The organism is Escherichia sp. KTE96, from assembly GCF_000408525.1.
GTDB classification, from domain to species: Bacteria; Pseudomonadota; Gammaproteobacteria; order Enterobacterales; family Enterobacteriaceae; genus Escherichia; species Escherichia marmotae.
In genome coordinates, this window is the sequence record NZ_KE137149.1 from 1814710 (window position 1) to 1832904 (window position 18195).

General features: G+C 51.7%; 14 protein-coding genes and 5 tRNA genes. 3 read left to right on the forward strand and 16 right to left on the reverse strand.

Features of this window, described 5'->3' with window-relative positions; translation table 11 throughout:
- Window positions 1–30: 30 nt before the first annotated feature.
- The 6 genes from gltI to miaB all read right to left on the reverse strand — a co-directional run bounded on the left by gltI (window position 31) and on the right by miaB (window position 6948).
- Entirely contained in the window at window positions 31–939 is a 909-nt protein-coding gene (gene gltI, locus A1WG_RS06080; protein WP_001515970.1) for a glutamate/aspartate ABC transporter substrate-binding protein GltI, read from the reverse strand.
- A gap of 396 nt (window positions 940–1335) precedes the next feature.
- Entirely contained in the window at window positions 1336–2874 is a 1539-nt protein-coding gene (gene lnt / locus A1WG_RS06075) for an apolipoprotein N-acyltransferase (protein WP_001515971.1), read from the reverse strand.
- A gap of 24 nt (window positions 2875–2898) precedes the next feature.
- Window positions 2899–3777 (reverse strand): CNNM family magnesium/cobalt transport protein CorC, encoded by an 879-nt coding sequence (gene corC, locus A1WG_RS06070; RefSeq protein ID WP_001278605.1) that lies wholly within the window; start codon window positions 3775–3777, stop codon window positions 2899–2901.
- Window positions 3778–3866: 89 nt separating this feature from the next.
- Complete coding sequence (gene ybeY / locus A1WG_RS06065; RefSeq protein WP_000084457.1) at window positions 3867–4334, reverse strand: rRNA maturation RNase YbeY; 468 nt, start codon at window positions 4332–4334, stop codon at window positions 3867–3869.
- Complete coding sequence (locus A1WG_RS06060) at window positions 4331–5371, reverse strand: PhoH family protein (RefSeq protein WP_024191850.1); 1041 nt, start codon at window positions 5369–5371, stop codon at window positions 4331–4333. Before A1WG_RS06060 ends, ybeY begins: the two co-directional genes overlap by 4 nt.
- 152 nt (window positions 5372–5523) lie before the next feature.
- Complete coding sequence (gene miaB / locus A1WG_RS06055) at window positions 5524–6948, reverse strand: tRNA (N6-isopentenyl adenosine(37)-C2)-methylthiotransferase MiaB (protein ID WP_001515972.1); 1425 nt, start codon at window positions 6946–6948, stop codon at window positions 5524–5526.
- A 145-nt stretch (window positions 6949–7093) separates the two neighbouring features.
- Here miaB and ubiF point away from each other — a divergent pair, with 145 nt between their 5' ends.
- Window positions 7094–8269 (forward strand): 3-demethoxyubiquinol 3-hydroxylase, encoded by a 1176-nt coding sequence (gene ubiF / locus A1WG_RS06050; protein ID WP_000184597.1) that lies wholly within the window; start codon window positions 7094–7096, stop codon window positions 8267–8269.
- A gap of 153 nt (window positions 8270–8422) precedes the next feature.
- Here ubiF and A1WG_RS06045 read toward each other — a convergent pair.
- The 5 genes from A1WG_RS06045 to A1WG_RS06025 form a co-directional block, all read right to left on the reverse strand.
- Window positions 8423–8497, reverse strand: a tRNA-Gln gene (locus tag A1WG_RS06045).
- 46 nt (window positions 8498–8543) lie between these two features.
- Window positions 8544–8620, reverse strand: a tRNA-Met gene (locus tag A1WG_RS06040).
- Between the two features lie 15 nt (window positions 8621–8635).
- Window positions 8636–8710: transfer RNA gene (locus A1WG_RS06035), tRNA-Gln, on the reverse strand.
- A gap of 23 nt (window positions 8711–8733) precedes the next feature.
- Window positions 8734–8818 (reverse strand) — tRNA-Leu (locus A1WG_RS06030).
- A gap of 9 nt (window positions 8819–8827) precedes the next feature.
- Window positions 8828–8904: transfer RNA gene (locus tag A1WG_RS06025), tRNA-Met, on the reverse strand.
- 332 nt (window positions 8905–9236) lie between these two features.
- Here A1WG_RS06025 and A1WG_RS06020 point away from each other — a divergent pair.
- On the forward strand, window positions 9237–9674 hold the full coding sequence (locus A1WG_RS06020; RefSeq protein ID WP_000943492.1) for a hypothetical protein: 438 nt from the start codon (window positions 9237–9239) through the stop codon (window positions 9672–9674).
- 41 nt (window positions 9675–9715) lie between these two features.
- Here the strand turns inward: A1WG_RS06020 and asnB are convergent, their stop codons facing one another.
- The 5 genes from asnB to nagB form a co-directional block, all read right to left on the reverse strand.
- Window positions 9716–11380, reverse strand: coding sequence for an asparagine synthase B (asnB, locus tag A1WG_RS06015; protein ID WP_000337102.1), 1665 nt, complete (start codon window positions 11378–11380; stop codon window positions 9716–9718).
- A 405-nt stretch (window positions 11381–11785) separates the two neighbouring features.
- Complete coding sequence (gene nagD / locus A1WG_RS06010) at window positions 11786–12538, reverse strand: ribonucleotide monophosphatase NagD (RefSeq protein ID WP_000153129.1); 753 nt, start codon at window positions 12536–12538, stop codon at window positions 11786–11788.
- Window positions 12539–12585: 47 nt separating this feature from the next.
- Window positions 12586–13806: a DNA-binding transcriptional regulator NagC gene (nagC, locus tag A1WG_RS06005; protein WP_000187581.1), complete on the reverse strand. Its 1221-nt coding sequence runs from the start codon at window positions 13804–13806 to the stop codon at window positions 12586–12588.
- A gap of 8 nt (window positions 13807–13814) precedes the next feature.
- On the reverse strand, window positions 13815–14963 hold the full coding sequence (gene nagA, locus A1WG_RS06000) for an N-acetylglucosamine-6-phosphate deacetylase (RefSeq protein ID WP_001515973.1): 1149 nt from the start codon (window positions 14961–14963) through the stop codon (window positions 13815–13817).
- 61 nt (window positions 14964–15024) lie between these two features.
- Entirely contained in the window at window positions 15025–15825 is an 801-nt protein-coding gene (gene nagB, locus A1WG_RS05995; protein WP_001237072.1) for a glucosamine-6-phosphate deaminase, read from the reverse strand.
- A gap of 331 nt (window positions 15826–16156) precedes the next feature.
- On the opposite strand from nagB, the gene nagE reads away from it, so the two are divergent.
- Window positions 16157–18103 (forward strand): PTS N-acetyl glucosamine transporter subunit IIABC, encoded by a 1947-nt coding sequence (gene nagE / locus A1WG_RS05990; protein ID WP_001515974.1) that lies wholly within the window; start codon window positions 16157–16159, stop codon window positions 18101–18103.
- Window positions 18104–18195 lie beyond the last annotated feature (92 nt).

An 18195-nucleotide genomic window follows, 5' to 3' on the forward strand; every position in this document is an offset into this window, starting at 1 on the left:
GGCTGAACTTTCCGCCCCTGGTTCTTGTAATTAGTTCAGTGCTTTGTCATTAGGTTCTTTGAACAGTGCTTTCATTTCGTCCGACAACTCGAAATTCATGTTCAGGTTTTTCGGTGGAATGGGGTTTTTGAACCACTTATCAAACCATTTTTCCGCTTCACCGGAGGTCTGCACCTGGGCGATGGTGTCATCCATCAGCTTTTTGAATTGCGGATCATCTTTGCGCAGCATGCAGCCGTAAGCTTCCTGAGACTGCGGTTTGCCGACGATTTCCCAGTTATCAGGCTTCTTCGCTTTCGCACGTTCACCGGCCAGCAGGGCGTCATCCATCATAAAGGCAACGGCACGACCGCTTTCCAGCGTGCGGAAAGAGTCACCATGGTCTTTGGCGCTGATGATGCGCATATTCATCTTCTGATCTTCATTCAGTTTGTTGAGCAGAACTTCAGAAGTGGTGCCGGAAGTGACTACTACGGCTTTGTCTTTCAGATCAGCAAAATCTTTAACATCGCCGTCTTTTTTGGTCAGCAGGCGCGTACCGACCACGAAAATGGTGTCGGAGAAAGCCGCCTGTTTCTGGCGTTCGAGGTTGTTGGTGGTAGAACCACATTCAAAATCGAAAGTGCCGTTTTGCAGCAGCGGAATACGGTTTTGTGAGGTGATCGGGATCAGTTTCACCTGCAGATCCGGTTTGTTGAGTTTCTTTTTCACTGCCTCGACAATGGCGTTGGAATAATCCTGAGAGTAACCCACCACTTTTTGCTGGTTGTCGTAATAAGAGAAAGGCACCGAAGATTCGCGGTGACCGACGACAATCACGCCGTTTTTGGCGATTTTGTCCAGCGTACTGCCTGCAGTCGGGGCAGTGTCTTCTGCCTGTGCCAGACCTGCGGAAAGCGCCAGGGCCAGGATTGCTGTGGCAGATTTACGTAATTGCATATCCAACTCCTTTATCTTCTGCGTTAAGAACGCATGGATACCCGTTGTGAGTGTTTGTGTTGTTATCATCTGCAACTTTATTGTGCAGTGTTGTGTTTGTTAGGTAACATTTAGTTTGTGTAAATGTAAAGATATTGATGTTTTATTGTTTGTTTTTGCGAGATACACCGCACCATTCCGAAGCAAAATTCTCAAAATGCACTCTTTTGGTGCTATCGGTGGATTGCTATGGTGCAACCTGGTTGTACCGACACCGGTTCAAGGTTTGCCTTGTATAACAAAGCAATAGATGTGCCAAAGTTGGATAGGGGAATTTTGTCATCCGGATAACGCATTGACGCCGCATCCGGTGAGCGTGCCGAAATACGTAATGTATTCCGGCACAATTAGAAGGGATTATTTACGTCGCTGACGGAGACTCATCAACACAGAGGCAAAACCAAACAGTGCCGTCAGCACCCACAGCGGCCAGTTGCCGGTACGTGCGTACGGTGTGAGTCCGGTAGTCGGCGTCACGTTAGTGGTTAATACTTCGCGGGTGAATTGCGGGATCATCGCCTGAACCTCACCCTGTGGGCCAATCACCGCCGTAATGCCGTTGTTGGTGCTACGCAGCAGCGGGCGCGCCAGTTCCAGCGCACGCATTCGCGCCATCTGGAAGTGCTGCCACGGGCCAATAGACTTACCAAACCATGCATCGTTGGAGATAGTCAGCAGATAGTCGGTATCCGGACGGAAGTTATCGCGCACTTGCTCGCCAAGGATGATCTCGTAGCAAATGGCTGCGGTAAGCTGAATACCATTCACGGACAGCGGCGGCTGGATATAAGGCCCGCGGCTGAATGACGACATCGGCAGATCAAAGAACGGCGCTAACGGACGCAGAATCGACTCCAGCGGGACAAACTCGCCAAACGGCACCAGATGGTTTTTGTTATAGCGATTGGTCGATTCATAGCTGTAAGGTGCACCTTTACCCAGCGTGATGATGGTGTTGTAGGTATCGTAGCGGTTCTGCTTATTGAGGCGCGCGTCGACAATCCCGGTGATCAGCGAGCTACCTTTTTCACGCAGCACGCCATCCAGCTCTTTGAGGAATGGTTGCTGATTCATTTCCAGATCGGTAATTGCTGACTCTGGCCAGATAATCAACGACGATTTACCCATCAGCGGTGCTGTCGCGTTGTAGTAAATCTTCAGCGTATTAAGAAGCTGGCTTTCATCCCACTTCAGTGATTGTGGAATATCACCCTGAACCATTGAAATCTGAATGGTTTTCTCCGGTTGCGGGGTAAACCACTGGATGTAACGCAGAGGGAAGGGGAGTGCAAACAGCACAACGGCCACCACCAGCGGACGCCAGTTGCGTTTGACCAGCGCCAGCGCCAGCAGGCCACTAACCATCATCAGCAGGAAGTTAATGGCTTCCACGCCCATTATCGGTGCCAGCCCTTTTAACGGCCCGTCAATCTGGCTATAGCCGAACTGCAACCACGGAAAGCCAGTTAGCACCCAACCGCGCAGAAACTCGGTGACTTGCCAGAGGGCAGGGGCGGCAATCGTCACGCGCAGCCAGGTGGTTTTCGGCCACAGCCGCGCCAGAACACCAGCAAACAGCCCGGTATACAGCGAAAGATACGCCGCCAGCAGCAGCACCAGGAAGATGTTTACCGGGCCTGGCATCCCGCCAAAGGTCGCGATGCTGACATATACCCAGTTAATACCGGTGCCAAACAGGCCAAATCCCCAGCAGAAGCCGATAGCGGCAGACTGAAGTGGGCGGCGGTTAAAGGTCAGAGCCTGAAGCCCCATCAGCGAAACAATCGCCGCAGGCCAGACGTTATAAGGGGAGAAGGCCAGCGTTCCGCAGGCACCGAATAATAACGCCAGCAGCAGGCGAATGCGCTGGCGTTCAAGTAATGAGGCAAAAGCCATGTAGTTATCTATCCAGTTTCGGTTTTATTCATCCAGCTTCGGCTGGGGTGAGTCATCCGGGATTTTGACATGAACCTGAATAATACGCCGACTGTCGGCCATCGCCACTTTGAACTGGTAACCGTCGATGTCGATGGTTTCGCCACGCGCCGGAAGATGCCCAAACGCCTGCATCACCAGACCACCGATGGTATCGACCTCTTCATCGCTAAAGTGGGTGCCGAACGCTTCGTTGAAATCTTCGATGGAAGCCAGCGCACGCACGGTCCAGGTGTGACGGCTAAGTTGACGGAAGTCGATATCATCTTCTTCGTCATACTCGTCTTCAATCTCACCAACAATCAGTTCCAGGATGTCTTCAATGGTCACCAGACCGGAAACACCGCCGAATTCGTCAATGACGATCGCCATGTGGTATCGCTGAGAGCGAAACTCTTTCAGCATCCGGTCTACGCGCTTACTTTCAGGAACGACAACCGCCTGACGTAACACTTTGTCCATGCTGAAGGCTTCAGCATCGCTGCGCATAAACGGCAGCAAGTCTTTCGCCATCAGAATCCCTTCAATGTGATCTTTATCCTCGCTGATCACCGGGAAACGCGAGTGGGCAGACTCGATGATGACATCAAGGCATTCATCCAGCGTCTGGTTGCGTTTCAGAGTAATCATCTGGGAGCGCGGGATCATGATGTCGCGAACGCGTTGGTCTGCGATGTCCATTACCCCTTCGAGCATATCGCGCGTATCTTCGTCGATAAGGTCGTTCTGCCCGGAATCACGGATCAGCGCCAGCAGTTCGTCACGGTTTTTCGGTTCACCGTGGAAAAGTTGGCTGAGTAACAGGGAGAAAAATCCCTTCTTGTTGCTTATCGTGTCACTACTGTGTGAATTGTCGTCGCTCATGGCGTCGTATGGGTTCTCATGTTAGTTAATCAAAACACCGTCGTTACTTACCAACGGCGGGGACGTCTGCCAGTCAAATGCCCGGCAAATTATTCTTTCTCGGCAATGTACGGATCCTCATAGCCCAGAGCAAGCATAATCTCTGTTTCGAGGGCTTCCATCTCTTCTGCTTCGTCATCTTCGATGTGATCGTAACCTAACAAATGCAGACTGCCGTGCACCACCATATGCGCCCAGTGCGCCTCCAGTGGTTTACCTTGTTCCTGCGCTTCTTTCTCAACCACCTGACGGCAGATAACCAGATCGCCCAGCAGCGACATCTCCATGCCAGGCGGCACTTCAAATGGGAAGGAAAGCACGTTGGTCGGCTTATCTTTACCGCGATAGGTCAGATTCAGACTGTGGCTTTCGGCGGTATCGACCAGGCGAATAGTCACTTCTGATTCTTCCTGAAACTGCGGGATCACCGCATTCAGCCATGTCTGAAACTGGCTCTCTTCCGGTAGCCCGGAATTATCTTCACAGGCCAGTTGTAAATCGAGGATCACCTGACTCATTTTTGTTCCTGTTCTTCACGCTTGCGCTCTGCCGCCAGCGCCGCTTTACGTTTTTGTTCGGCTTCTTCCCAGGCTTCATAGGCGTTAACGATACGCGCCACTACCGGGTGACGAACAACGTCTTCGCTGTGGAAGAAGTTAAAGCTGATCTCTTCGACATCGGCCAGCACTTCGATGGCGTGGCGCAGACCCGATTTGGTATTACGCGGCAGGTCGATCTGCGTGACGTCGCCGGTGATAACCGCTTTTGAGTTAAAACCGATACGGGTCAGGAACATCTTCATCTGTTCGATGGTGGTGTTCTGGCTCTCATCAAGAATGATAAATGCGTCGTTCAGTGTTCGACCACGCATATAGGCCAGCGGCGCGACTTCAATAACGTTGCGCTCAATCAGTTTCTCGACTTTTTCAAAGCCAAGCATTTCGAACAGCGCGTCGTATAGCGGGCGCAGATACGGGTCTACTTTCTGGCTTAAATCGCCGGGCAGAAAACCTAATTTTTCACCAGCTTCTACTGCCGGACGGGTCAGCAGAATACGACGGATTTCCTGACGTTCCAGCGCATCAACCGCCGCAGCCACTGCCAGGTAGGTTTTACCCGTACCCGCCGGACCCACGCCGAAGGTGATGTCATGGTCAAGAATATGGGCGATGTACTGCGCCTGGTTCGGTGTGCGTGGTTTAATGACCCCGCGTTTGGTCTTGATATTGACCGCTTTGCCGTACTCCGGCACGCTCTCCGCACTTTGTTCCAGCACTCGCGCTTCTTTAATCGCAAGGTGGATCTGCTCCGGTTCGATATCCTGGATCTGACCGCGCATTGGGGCAGTATCGACATACAGGCTGCGCAGAATGTCTGCCGCGGCAGTGACGCAAATCGGACGACCGGTCAGTTTAAAGTGGTTATCGCGGCGATTGATTTCGATGCCGAGACGGCGTTCGAGTTGCTTGATGTTGTCATCAAACGGGCCGCACAGGCTCAACAGACGCGCGTTGTCTGCTGGCTCCAGGGTGATTTCGCGAGTGTCTATGTTCAAACCGTTCCTCTTATTTGTATGCCGCCGGAAGCTGAACATTCACCGGCCTATAAGGAAATTATTCACGCCACAGGAAAAAGGCGCAAGCATTGCGATAAAAATGGGGATAAAGAGAGAAAAAACAAGGCCCACCGGAACGGCGGGCCTGAGAATTACGGCTGATAATAACCCACGCCAAGGTCGTTTTCTTTGCGGGTACGGGCAATCACTGATTCCGGAGCCTCTGCCACGCGCAGACCCATTTCCTCTTCGGTACGTACCACTTTACCGCGCAGGGAGTTCGGGTAAACGTCGGTAATTTCCACATCGACGAATTTACCGATCATATCCGGCGTGCCTTCGAAATTGACCACGCGGTTATTTTCGGTACGCCCGGAAAGTTCCATGATGTTCTTACGCGAAGTACCTTCCACCAGAATACGCTGGGTGGTGCCGAGCATCCGGCGGCTCCATGCCATCGCTTGCTGATTGATACGTTCTTGCAGAATATACAGACGCTGCTTCTTCTCTTCTTCCGGAACATCATCAACCATATCGGCGGCTGGCGTACCCGGACGTGCGGAGAAGATGAAGCTATAGCTCATGTCGAAATTGACGTCGGCAATCAGCTTCATGGTTTTCTCAAAGTCTTCGGTGGTTTCGCCAGGGAAGCCAACGATGAAGTCAGAACTGATCTGAATATCCGGACGCGCCGCACGCAATTTACGGATGATCGCCTTGTATTCCAGCGCCGTGTGGGTACGGCCCATCAGGTTGAGGATGCGATCGGAACCGCTCTGTACCGGCAGGTGCAGGAAGCTCACCAGTTCTGGCGTATCGCGATAAACCTCGATGATATCGTCGGTAAATTCGATCGGATGGCTGGTGGTAAAGCGAATACGATCGATCCCGTCGATAGCGGCAACCAGACGCAGCAGATCGGCAAACGAGCCGGTGGTGCCGTCGTAGTTCTCACCGCGCCAGGCGTTCACGTTCTGACCGAGCAGATTGACTTCACGCACGCCCTGAGCGGCAAGCTGGGCAATCTCAAACAGAATATCGTCGGATGGACGGCTTACCTCTTCACCACGGGTGTAAGGCACCACGCAGTAGGTGCAATATTTATTGCAACCTTCCATGATGGAGACAAACGCGGTTGGTCCTTCGGCGCGCGGTTCTGGCAGACGGTCAAACTTCTCGATTTCCGGGAAGCTGATATCTACGACCGGGCTGCGGTTTCCGCGCACGGAGTTGATCATCTCCGGCAGACGGTGCAGCGTTTGCGGCCCAAAAATAATATCGACGTAGTGGGCGCGTTGACGAATGTGGTCGCCTTCCTGCGAAGCCACGCAGCCGCCAACACCGATAATCAGGTCCGGATTCTTCTCTTTTAACAGTTTCCAGCGACCCAACTGATGGAAGACTTTTTCCTGAGCCTTCTCGCGGATTGAGCAGGTGTTCAGCAGCAGCACATCCGCTTCTTCCGCCACGTCGGTCAGTTGATAGCCGTGGGTGGCATCCAGCAGATCGGCCATCTTCGATGAATCGTATTCGTTCATCTGACAGCCCCAGGTTTTAATATGGAGTTTTTTGGTCATCGACTTGCTCTTGCGAAATAGTAGCCAGGAATGCAGGGCGCATAGTGTAATGCTTTGCTGCCGTTGTGACCAGTATGAGCGTTATCAGCCCTTGGGGGTAAAAATCCTGTAAACTTAAAGCATATTGCTAACAGGATGATTGACCATGACAAATCAACCAACGGAAATTGCCATTGTCGGCGGAGGAATGGTCGGCGGCGCACTGGCGCTGGGACTGGCGCAGCACGGATTTTCGGTAACGGTTATTGAACACGCTGAACCTGCGCCGTTTGTAGAGGACAGCCAGCCTGACGTGCGTATTTCAGCGATTAGCGCTGCGTCGGTATCATTGCTTAAAGGTTCAGGTGTCTGGGATGCGGTACAGGCTATGCGTTGCCATCCTTATCGCAGACTGGAAACGTGGGAGTGGGAAACGGCGCATGTGGTGTTTGACGCCGCTGAACTTAAGCTACCGTTGCTTGGCTATATGGTGGAAAACACCGTTCTGCAACAGGCGTTGTGGCAGGCACTGGAGACGCATCCGAACGTGACGCTACGTGTACCGGCCTCGCTGATTGCGTTGCATCGTGATAATGATCTTCAGGAGCTGGAGCTGAAGGGCGGAGAAGTGATCCGCGCGAAGCTGGTGATTGGTGCCGATGGGGCAAATTCACAGGTGCGGCAGATGGCGGGAATTGGCGTTCATGCCTGGCAGTATGCGCAGTCGTGTATGTTGATTAGCGTGCGGTGCGAGAATGATCCTGGCGACAGCACCTGGCAGCAGTTTACACCTGACGGGCCGCGTGCTTTCCTGCCGTTGTTTGATCACTGGGCGTCGCTGGTGTGGTATGACTCTCCGGCGCGCATTCGCCAGTTACAGAATATGAATATGGCGCAGTTACAGGCGGAAATCGCGAAACATTTCCCGTCGCGTCTCGGTTATGTGACGCCGCTTGCTGCGGGGGCGTTTCCACTGACGCGTCGTCATGCATTGCAATATGTTCAGCCAGGTCTGGCACTGGTGGGCGATGCGGCGCACACCATTCATCCGCTGGCGGGGCAGGGCGTGAATCTTGGTTATCGCGATGTTGATGCTCTGATTGACGTTCTGGTGAGCGCGCGCAGTCATGGCGAAGCGTGGGCCAGTTATCCAATCCTCAAGCGTTACCAGATGCGTCGCATGGCGGATAACTTCATTATGCAAAGCGGTATGGATCTGTTTTATGCCGGATTCAGCAATAATCTGCCGCCACTGCGTTTTGTACGTAATCTTGGTTTGATGGCGGCGGAACGTGCTGGCGTCTTGAAACGTCAGGCGCTGAAATATGCGTTAGGGTTGTAGCCTCACAACATTGCCGGATGCATGCTAACCGTAGGTCGGATAAGACGCGGCAGCGTCGCATCCGACTTCGTAGGGTAAGGCGTGCCAACATCGCATTCGATATTGAATAAACGCAGAAAAGCAAAAAGCCCGCCGAAGCGAGCTTTTTTAATGTGGCTGGGGTACGAGGATTCGAACCTCGGAATGCCGGAATCAGAATCCGGTGCCTTACCGCTTGGCGATACCCCAACAAATTTTTTTGAACTTGCCGAACCTGTTCGACACATTCAGAATTTGGTGGCTACGACGGGATTCGAACCTGTGACCCCATCATTATGAGTGATGTGCTCTAACCAACTGAGCTACGTAGCCAGATTATTTCTTCGATGGCTGGGGTACCTGGATTCGAACCAGGGAATGCCGGTATCAAAAACCGGTGCCTTACCGCTTGGCGATACCCCATCCGTACAACGCTTTCTGGTGAATGGTGCGGGAGGCGAGACTTGAACTCGCACACCTTGCGGCGCCAGAACCTAAATCTGGTGCGTCTACCAATTTCGCCACTCCCGCAAAAAAAGATGGTGGCTACGACGGGATTCGAACCTGTGACCCCATCATTATGAGTGATGTGCTCTAACCAACTGAGCTACGTAGCCATCTTTTTTTTCGCGATACCTTATCGGCGTTGCGGGGCGCATTATGCGTATAGAGCCATGCAGCGTCAACCTCTTTTTCAAGGAAAATTGCTTGAAATTGACTGTTTGGTTAGGTTGCGAACAGCGTGGCGCTATATTCGTCAATTATTGTTTACTTTGTGTTTTTTCTACAGCCTGCAGCCATTCTTTTGTCATACGGGGTGAAATTCAGAATTCAACAATAGCGGCGGGAAATTAATCTATGAAATACTGACCCGTTGCAACAGGACAGAACAGGGATCGCTACGCCTGCATCTCTGCTACCACTTCAGGCGATTTATTGAGGGAATAATATGTTGCGTTTTATGACGGTGCTGGTCAGTGCTTTATTACTTATGCAATCGGCGTTTGCCGATACAGCCCGACCGGAAATTGGTAAGTATGTCTTTGGTTATCGTGGTCAGGAAGGAGCAGTGGTCTGGATGATGCGAATTGGGCCGAAAGCGGAAAATGAAGCCCTTGTTCAGGTATCTCATGTTGATAATGACATCGATGGTCAGATTTTTCGCTGTAAAGTAAAAGCATTACAGGAAGGTGAGAAATCGTATACCGCTGTAATCAAGGGCGAATCTTTTGAGTTATTACGCCTGAAAGAGGGAAATGGAAGCCTGCATATCCCGGATGAATCGGCAGCCTGGTCAGTCGCCTACAGTAATGAGTTATCTGACAGCGATGTAGCAAATCCGGAACATTTCCTCACAGCCTATCAGAATCAACAAGTTCCCCAGTAACTGAAATTGCCCCGGATTTCTCCGGGGCATTATTACACGTCTTATTTATACGCCGACTGGTGAACACCGACTGCACGACCCGATGGATCGTCCATTTTCTTGAACGCTTCATCCCACTCAATCGCTTTGGCAGAAGAACAGGCAACGGACGGCCCCCCTGGTACGCACTCTGCGGCACTTGGGAGCGGGAACAGTTCTTCAAAGATTTCGCGATACAGATACGCTTCTTTTGAGGTCGGCGTATTGTATGGGAAGCGGAAGCGGGCCGTTTCCAACTGTTGATCAGAAACCTGCTGCGCCGCCACTTCTTTCAGAGTGTCGATCCAGCTATAACCGACGCCATCTGAGAACTGCTCTTTCTGCCGCCAGGCCACACTTGCGGGCAGATACGCTTCAAAACATTCACGCAGGATGTGTTTTTCCATCTTGCCGTTGCCGCACATTTTGTCCTGCGGATTAATGCGCATCGCTACATCAAGGAATTTCTTGTCAAGGAACGGCACGCGTGCTTCCACGCCCCAGGCCGACATCGCTTTGTTGGCGCGTGCGCAGTCATACATATGCAGGGCCAGCAGCTTACGCACCGTCTCTTCATGCAACTCTTTGGCGTTCGGCGCTTTGTGGAAATAGAGATAACCGCCAAACACTTCGTCAGAACCTTCACCGGACAGTACCATCTTAATGCCCATCGCCTTGATCTTACGCGACATTAAATACATCGGCGTTGAAGCGCGAATCGTGGTCACATCATACGTTTCAATGTGATAAATCACGTCGCGGATGGCATCGAGACCTTCCTGTACGGTGAAGTGAATTTCGTGATGCACAGTGCCCAGATGATTTGCCACTTCCTGGGCCGCTTTCAGATCCGGTGAACCAGGCAGACCCACGGCAAAAGAGTGCAATTGCGGCCACCAGGCTTCTGAACGTTCCTGATCTTCCACGCGGCGGGCGGCGTATTTTTTGGTGATAGCCGAAATAATTGAGGAATCCAGACCACCGGAGAGCAGCACGCCGTAAGGCACGTCAGACATCAGGTGGCTTTTAACGGAATCTTCCAGTGCCTGACGCAGCTCGTTTTTGTCGGTCACGTTATCTTTCACCGCATCGTAGTCGAACCAGTCGCGGTGATAATAAGAACGGATTTCGCCGTCCTGACTCCACAGATAGCTCCCTGCCGGGAACTCTTTAATGGTGCGGCAAACCGGCACCAGGGCTTTCATTTCTGAGGCCACATATAGCTGGCCGTGTTCGTCATAACCCATATACAGAGGGATGATCCCCAGATGGTCGCGACCAATCAGATATGCATCTTTTTCGCTGTCGTACAGGGCAAAGGCAAACATGCCCTGCAAATCGTCGAGAAATTCCGCCCCTTTTTCCTGATACAACGCGAGGATCACTTCGCAGTCAGATCCAGTCTGGAACTGGTAACGATCGCCATACTCAGCACGCAGCGCCTGGTGGTTGTAGATTTCCCCGTTCACTGCCAGTACGTGGGTTTTTGATTGATTGTAGAGAGGCTGCGCACCCGCGTTAACATCAACAATTGACAGACGTTCGTGGGCGAGAATTGCATTATCGCTGGCATAAATACCGGACCAGTCCGGGCCACGATGACGCATCAGGCGTGACAGCTCGAGTGCTTTCTTCCGCAGCTCAACTGCGTCTGTTTTGATATCGAATACGCCAAAAATTGAACACATAACCTTCTCCGTTAACCTGGTGTTTGCTGCTTGTTGTGTTTGCTTGTTTAAAAAAATGCCGCAAAGCAGCAATGTGCGCAAGAGATTTGGCGGTGAAAAAATAAAAAACGTAATGGTGATTGATGAATAGTGAAAAAGAGTGGGGTGCAGTGACCTGTTTATTGATGGATCGATAATTTTTGGCAGATTTTATTGAATGGATATATTTTGCAGGGGGATCAGAAACCAAATCGCTTACAAAGTGAGATTTGTTCATGCCGGATGCGGCGTAAACGCCTTATCCGGCCTACAAAATTATGAAAATTCAATATATTGCAGGAGCTGCGTAGGCCTGATAAGCGTAGCGCCTCAGGCAGTTTGGCGTTTGTCATCAAAATCAACCACGTCCTGAGACGTGGTTGATTTTCAGATAACGTCGATTTCAGCGACTGATGGGTAAATCCAGCTAGGGCGGAACGGCATACTGTCGATATCGTCGAGCGACGAAACACCAGAGAGCACCAGAATCGTCTCCAGACCCGCCTGGAAGCCAGCCAGAATGTCGGTACGCAGGTTATCGCCAACAATCACCGTTTCTTCCGAGTGCGCCTGCATTTTGTTTAATGCTGCACGGATGATCCACGGGCTGGGTTTACCAACATAGAACGGTTTACGTCCGGAGATTTTCTCGATCCCCGCGCACAATGCGCCACAGGCCGGATAGAAACCACGTCCGTGAGTATCCGGGTTGGTGGCGATAAAACGTGCGCCGTTGGCGACGAAATATGCCGCTTTATGCATCATGTCCCAGTTGTATGAGCGCGTTTCGCCAACAATCACAAAGTCAGGATTAACATCGGTAATGGTAAAACCGGCTTTGTACAGTTCATGGATCAGCGCGCCTTCGCCCACTACATACGCTTTTTTGCCTTCCTGTCGACGCAGGAAATCGGCAGTTGCCATCGCGGAGGTATAAAACACACTGTCTGGCACATCGACACCGGCAGTGGCAAAGCGGTTTGCCAGGTCTTGCCCGGTCTGCGAAGGATAGTTGGTCAGCAACACCAGCGGCAGGCCTTTATCCATAATCCCGTGCAAAAACTCCGCTGCACCCGGTACGGCGACGTTATCGTGCATCAGCACGCCGTCGATATCGCAAATTACATTTTTAATGGTCATGGACTACCCAGAATATTGACAACAATAAGCGCCACTATAAAAGCACATTAATTTTCCAGCAAATGCTGGAGCAAAATACCGTTGAGCATGGCGCGTTTTACCAGTGCAAAAGCACCGATTGCTGAGCGGTGATCCAGTTCGGAACGCACTACCGGCAGATTAGTGCGAAACGCCTTCAACGCCTGGGTATTAATGCAGCTTTCAATGGCGGGCAGCAGCACTTTATCGGCTTCGGTGATCTCACCGGCAATAACAATTTTTTGCGGGTTAAATAAGTTGATGGCAATGGCGATGGTTTTACCCAGATGGCGACCGACATACTCAATCACTTCCGACGCCAGACTGTCGCCTTTGTTTGCGGCTTTACAGATAGTTTTGATGGTGCAGTCATCCAGCGGCACGCGGCTCTGATAGCCCTGCTTTAACAGATTCAACACTCGTTGTTCAATGGCGGCGTTGGCAGCGATAGTTTCCAGACAACCGAAATTTCCGCAGTGGCAGCGTTCACCCAGCGGTTCAACCTGAATATGGCCAATTTCACCAACGTTGCCGTTGCGGCCGATAAAAATGCGCCCGTTAGAGATGATTCCGGCACCCGTTCCGCGGTGCACGCGCACCAGAATGGAGTCTTCGCAATCCTGACTTGCACCGAAGTAGTGCTCTGCCAGCGCCAGACTGCGGATATCGTGACCGACAAAACAGGTCACTTTAAAACGTTCTTCCAGAGCCTCTACCAGCCCCCAGTTTTCCACCTGGATATGCGGCATGTAATGAATTTTGCCGCTGTCCGGGTCGACAAGCCCTGGCAGAATAACCGAAATGGCGATTAACTCTCGCAGTTTGCGCTGGTAGCCATCAATAAACTGGGCGATGGCGTTTAGGAGCGCATGTTCCAGCGTTTGCTGGGTACGCTCTGGCAGCGGGTAATGTTCTTCTGCCAGCACTTTACTGCTGAGATCAAACAGGGTGATGGTAGCGTCGTGACGACCAAGTCGTACGCCGATAGCCTGGAAATTGCGGGTTTCGGTGACAATAGAGATTGCGCGGCGGCCTCCGGTGGAGGCCTGCTGATCAACTTCTTTGATCAACCCGCGTTCGATAAGCTGACGCGTAATTTTAGTTACGCTGGCGGGGGCAAGCTGGCTTTGTTCGGCAATCTGAATTCGCGAGATTGGCCCATGCTGGTCAATCAGGCGATAAACCGCCGCGCTGTTAAGCTGTTTTACGAGATCAACATTACCTATCTGAGCTTGTCCGCCTGGTGTCATACTTTCTCTTATTGAGTTACGACCTCGTTACCGTTAACGATGGTCCTGGTGATTTTAAAATCAGGTGTGAATGCGGTCAGGTTGGCCACTTTACCTGCGGCGAGAGTGCCGAGACGTTTCTCAACGCCAATTGCACGCGCCGGATAGAGCGACGCCATACGCAGCACTTCATCCAGTGCGATACCACAATGTTCGACCAGATTACGCACGCCTTCAATCATGGTTAAGGATGAACCACTTAACGTACCGTTCTCATCCACACAAAGTCCGTTGCGGTAGTATATTGTTTTACCCGCAAAAATGAACTGTTCAATATTGGCACCTGCTGGCGCAGTCGCATCGGTAACCAGACACAGTTTGTCGCCTTTCAGACGTTTGGCGTTGCGAATGTTAGCGTAATCAACGTGCAGGCCATCGGCAATAATACCGCAATAAATGTCAGCTTCGTCGAGGATCGCGCCCGCCAGACCCGGCTCACGCCCCGTAATATACGGCATCGCATTGTACAGATGGGTGGCAAAGGTAATCCCCGCGCGGAAACCGGCTTTCGCTTCTTTCAATGTGGCGTTGGAGTGACCGGCTGAAACCACAATACCAGCATTTGCCAGTTTACTGATCACTTCCGTTGGCACCATTTCCGGCGCTAGTGTGACTTTGGTAATAACATCGGCATTTTCACAAAGGAAATCGACCAGCGCGGCATCGGGCTTACGCACGAAATTCGGATTATGAGTGCCTTTTTTTACCAGATTCAGCCACGGACCTTCCAGATGCAGACCTAATGCCTGATTCGGATGTTTTGCCAGGTATTCGCGCATTACGCGCACACCCTGTTTCATCAGCTCATCGCTGGTGGTGATAAGCGTCGGCAGGTAGTTAGTACAGCCTGATTTCTCATTGGCTTTCTGCATGATTTCCAGCGTTTCCACGCTGACCGCTTCAGCAGTATCGTTGAACTGTACGCCACCGCAGCCGTTTAACTGCACATCGATAAAACCGGGGGAGAGAATGGCCCCGTTCAGTGAACGTTGTTCAATCTCTGGCGGCAGTTCCGCTACTGGACAGACGCTTTTAATCAGGCCATCAGCGATAACAACCGCATGGTCATCAAGAAATTCGTGGCCGGTAAAGATCCGGCCCTGGGTTAATGCATACATTCCGACCCCCGATATCAAAAATAATACAGCCCTGAACGAAACGTCAGGGCAGGGATAACAATTACAGACCTTTGATGTTTTCTGCTTCTAATTCATTGAAATATCTTAAAGTCTTAACTTTCAGCTCCATGGTCGAAGGTTCATCACACACCATGATCGCTTTCGGATGCAGTTGCAGACAGCTAATAGTCCACATGTGGTTAACGCAACCTTCAACGGCCGCCTGCAGTGCCAGTGCTTTCTGGCTACCCAGCACCAGAATCATCACTTCTTCGGCATCCAGCAGTGTACCCACACCGACGGTCAGCGCATATTTTGGCACCTGATTAACATCATTATCAAAGAAACGAGAGTTTGCGACGCGAGTGTCATGTGTCAGGGTTTTGATACGGGTGCGAGAGGCGAGAGAAGAGGCTGGTTCGTTAAATGCAATATGACCGTCGTTACCTACACCGCCCATAAACAGATGAATTTTACCGTAAGAGCGGATTTTTTCTTCATACTGGCGGCATTCGGCGTCGATATCCGGGGCGTTGCCATTGAGAAGGTTGATATTTTCTGCTGGAATATCAACGTGATCGAAGAAATTACGGTGCATAAAGCTGTAGTAGCTTTCCGGATGCTCTTTCGGCAGACCGACATACTCGTCCATGTTGAAGGTGACAACGTGCTTAAAGCTGACCTGGCCTGCTTTATGCATTTCGACTAACGCTTTATAGGTGGTCATCGGTGTGCCACCGGTCGGCAAGCCAAGCACGAACGGGCGATCGGCAGTCGGTTTGAACGCATTGATGCGATTGACGATATGGCGCGCAGCCCATTTGCCGACCTGTTCAGCAGTAGTCAGGGGGATCAGTCTCATTATTCACCTCGATAAGAAAAATTAAGCCGTTGGCGGATTTGGCATCTTTAAGCGTAACCTGGATTTGCGCAGACAGGCGTCAATCCGACCTGATTTTTTGAATGATAAAATAAGTTTTCTGGTTTAGCCAGTAAAAGGGAGTGATGATAACGATATTTGGTGACAAAACTCACAAAAGACACGCGTTTAATTTGCGGTACGAATTAATTTTTTACACACTCTGTAGCAGATGATCTAACAACCTGATTACAGAACATCGGCAGTACAGTTTGCAGCAAAATAAAAATACGGCTTTAAACAAGCCAAATAGGGTTCTCGTAGGGGGAATAAGATGAATATTTTAGGGTTTTTCCAGCGACTCGGTAGGGCGTTACAGCTCCCTATCGCGGTGCTGCCGGTGGCGGCACTGTTGCTGCGATTCGGCCAGCCAGATTTACTTAACGTTGCGTTTATTGCCCAGGCGGGCGGTGCGATTTTTGACAACCTTGCGCTTATCTTCGCGATCGGTGTGGCATCCAGTTGGTCAAAAGACAGCGCGGGCGCGGCGGCGCTGGCGGGGGCGGTCGGGTATTTTGTACTGACCAAAGCGATGGTAACCATCAACCCGGAAATTAACATGGGTGTTCTGGCGGGTATCATTACCGGTCTGGTCGGTGGTGCAGCCTATAACCGTTGGTCCGCGATTAAACTGCCTGACTTCCTGAGCTTCTTCGGCGGTAAACGCTTTGTGCCGATTGCCACTGGCTTCTTCTGTCTGGTGCTGGCAGCCATTTTTGGTTATGTCTGGCCGCCGGTGCAGCACGCTATTCATGCAGGTGGCGAATGGATCGTTTCTGCAGGCGCGCTGGGTTCCGGTATCTTTGGTTTCATCAACCGTCTGCTGATCCCAACGGGTCTGCATCAGGTGCTGAACACTATCGCCTGGTTCCAGATTGGTGAATTCACCAACGCGGCGGGTGCTGTATTCCACGGCGATATCAACCGCTTCTATGCGGGTGACGGCACGGCGGGGATGTTCATGTCCGGCTTCTTCCCGATCATGATGTTCGGTTTGCCGGGGGCAGCGCTGGCGATGTATTTTGCCGCGCCGAAAGAGCGTCGTCCGATGGTTGGTGGGATGCTGCTTTCCGTGGCTATCACCGCGTTCCTGACCGGTGTGACTGAGCCGCTGGAATTCCTGTTCATGTTCCTCGCTCCGCTGCTGTACCTCCTGCACGCACTGCTGACCGGCATCAGCCTGTTTGTCGCAACGTTGCTGGGTATCCACGCGGGCTTCTCCTTCTCTGCGGGTGCCATCGACTATGCGTTGATGTATAACCTGCCGGCCGCCAGCCAGAACGTCTGGATGCTGTTGGTGATGGGCGTTGTTTTCTTCGCTATCTACTTCGTGGTGTTCAGTGTGGTTATCCGCCTGTTCAACCTGAAAACGCCAGGTCGTGAAGATAAAGAAGACGAAATTGTTACTGAAGAAGCCAACAGCAACACTGAAGAAGGTCTGACTCAACTGGCGACCAACTATATTGCTGCGGTTGGCGGTAGTGACAACCTGAAAGCGATTGACGCCTGTATTACCCGTCTGCGCCTGACGGTGGCTGACTCAGCTCTCGTCAACGATGCGATGTGTAAACGTCTGGGTGCTTCTGGTGTGGTGAAACTGAACAAGCAGACTATTCAGGTGATTGTCGGTGCGAAAGCCGAATCTATCGGTGATGCAATGAAGAAAGTCGTTGCCCGTGGGCCGGTAGCAGCAGCGTCTGCTGAAGCCGCTCCGGCAACCGCTGCTCCGGCAGCAAAACCACAGGCTGTACCAAACGCAGTGTCTATCGTTGAACTGGTATCACCGATTACTGGTGATGTTGTGGCGCTGGATCAGGTGCCAGACGAAGCATTCGCCAGCAAAGCGGTGGGTGACGGTGTGGCGGTGAAACCGACGGATAAAATCGTTGTATCACCAGCCGCAGGGACTATCGTGAAAATCTTCAACACCAACCACGCGTTCTGCCTGGAAACCGAAAAAGGCGCGGAAATCGTAGTCCACATGGGTATCGATACTGTGGCGCTGGAAGGTAAAGGTTTTAAACGTCTGGTGGAAGAGGGCGTGCAGGTAAGCGCAGGGCAACCGATTCTGGAAATGGATCTGGATTACCTGAACGCTAACGCTCGCTCGATGATCAGTCCGGTTGTTTGCAGCAATATCGACGATTTCAGCGGCCTGGTTATTAAAGCCCAGGGGCACGTCGTAGCGGGTCAAACACCGCTGTTTGAAATCAAAAAGTAATCGGCTTTATGCCTGATGCGACGCTTGACGCGTCTTATCAGGCCCGTAGGTTGGATAAGACGCGTCAAGCGTCGCATCCAACAATGACAAGC

Bases quoted from the DNA above. Each gene is read 5' to 3' on its own strand.
- nagE (WP_001515974.1), top strand. From the start codon at position 16,157: ATGAATATTTTAGGGTTTTTCCAGCGACTCGGTAGGGCGTTACAGCTC.
- nagA (WP_001515973.1), bottom strand. From the start codon at position 14,963: ATGTATGCATTAACCCAGGGCCGGATCTTTACCGGCCACGAATTTCTT.
- gltI (WP_001515970.1), bottom strand. From the start codon at position 939: ATGCAATTACGTAAATCTGCCACAGCAATCCTGGCCCTGGCGCTTTCC.
- ubiF (WP_000184597.1), top strand. From the start codon at position 7,094: ATGACAAATCAACCAACGGAAATTGCCATTGTCGGCGGAGGAATGGTC.
- nagB (WP_001237072.1), bottom strand. From the start codon at position 15,825: ATGAGACTGATCCCCCTGACTACTGCTGAACAGGTCGGCAAATGGGCT.
- corC (WP_001278605.1), bottom strand. From the start codon at position 3,777: ATGAGCGACGACAATTCACACAGTAGTGACACGATAAGCAACAAGAAG.
- nagC (WP_000187581.1), bottom strand. From the start codon at position 13,806: ATGACACCAGGCGGACAAGCTCAGATAGGTAATGTTGATCTCGTAAAA.
- nagD (WP_000153129.1), bottom strand. From the start codon at position 12,538: ATGACCATTAAAAATGTAATTTGCGATATCGACGGCGTGCTGATGCAC.
- miaB (WP_001515972.1), bottom strand. From the start codon at position 6,948: ATGACCAAAAAACTCCATATTAAAACCTGGGGCTGTCAGATGAACGAA.
- ybeY (WP_000084457.1), bottom strand. From the start codon at position 4,334: ATGAGTCAGGTGATCCTCGATTTACAACTGGCCTGTGAAGATAATTCC.
- lnt (WP_001515971.1), bottom strand. From the start codon at position 2,874: ATGGCTTTTGCCTCATTACTTGAACGCCAGCGCATTCGCCTGCTGCTG.
- A1WG_RS06020 (WP_000943492.1), top strand. From the start codon at position 9,237: ATGTTGCGTTTTATGACGGTGCTGGTCAGTGCTTTATTACTTATGCAA.
- asnB (WP_000337102.1), bottom strand. From the start codon at position 11,380: ATGTGTTCAATTTTTGGCGTATTCGATATCAAAACAGACGCAGTTGAG.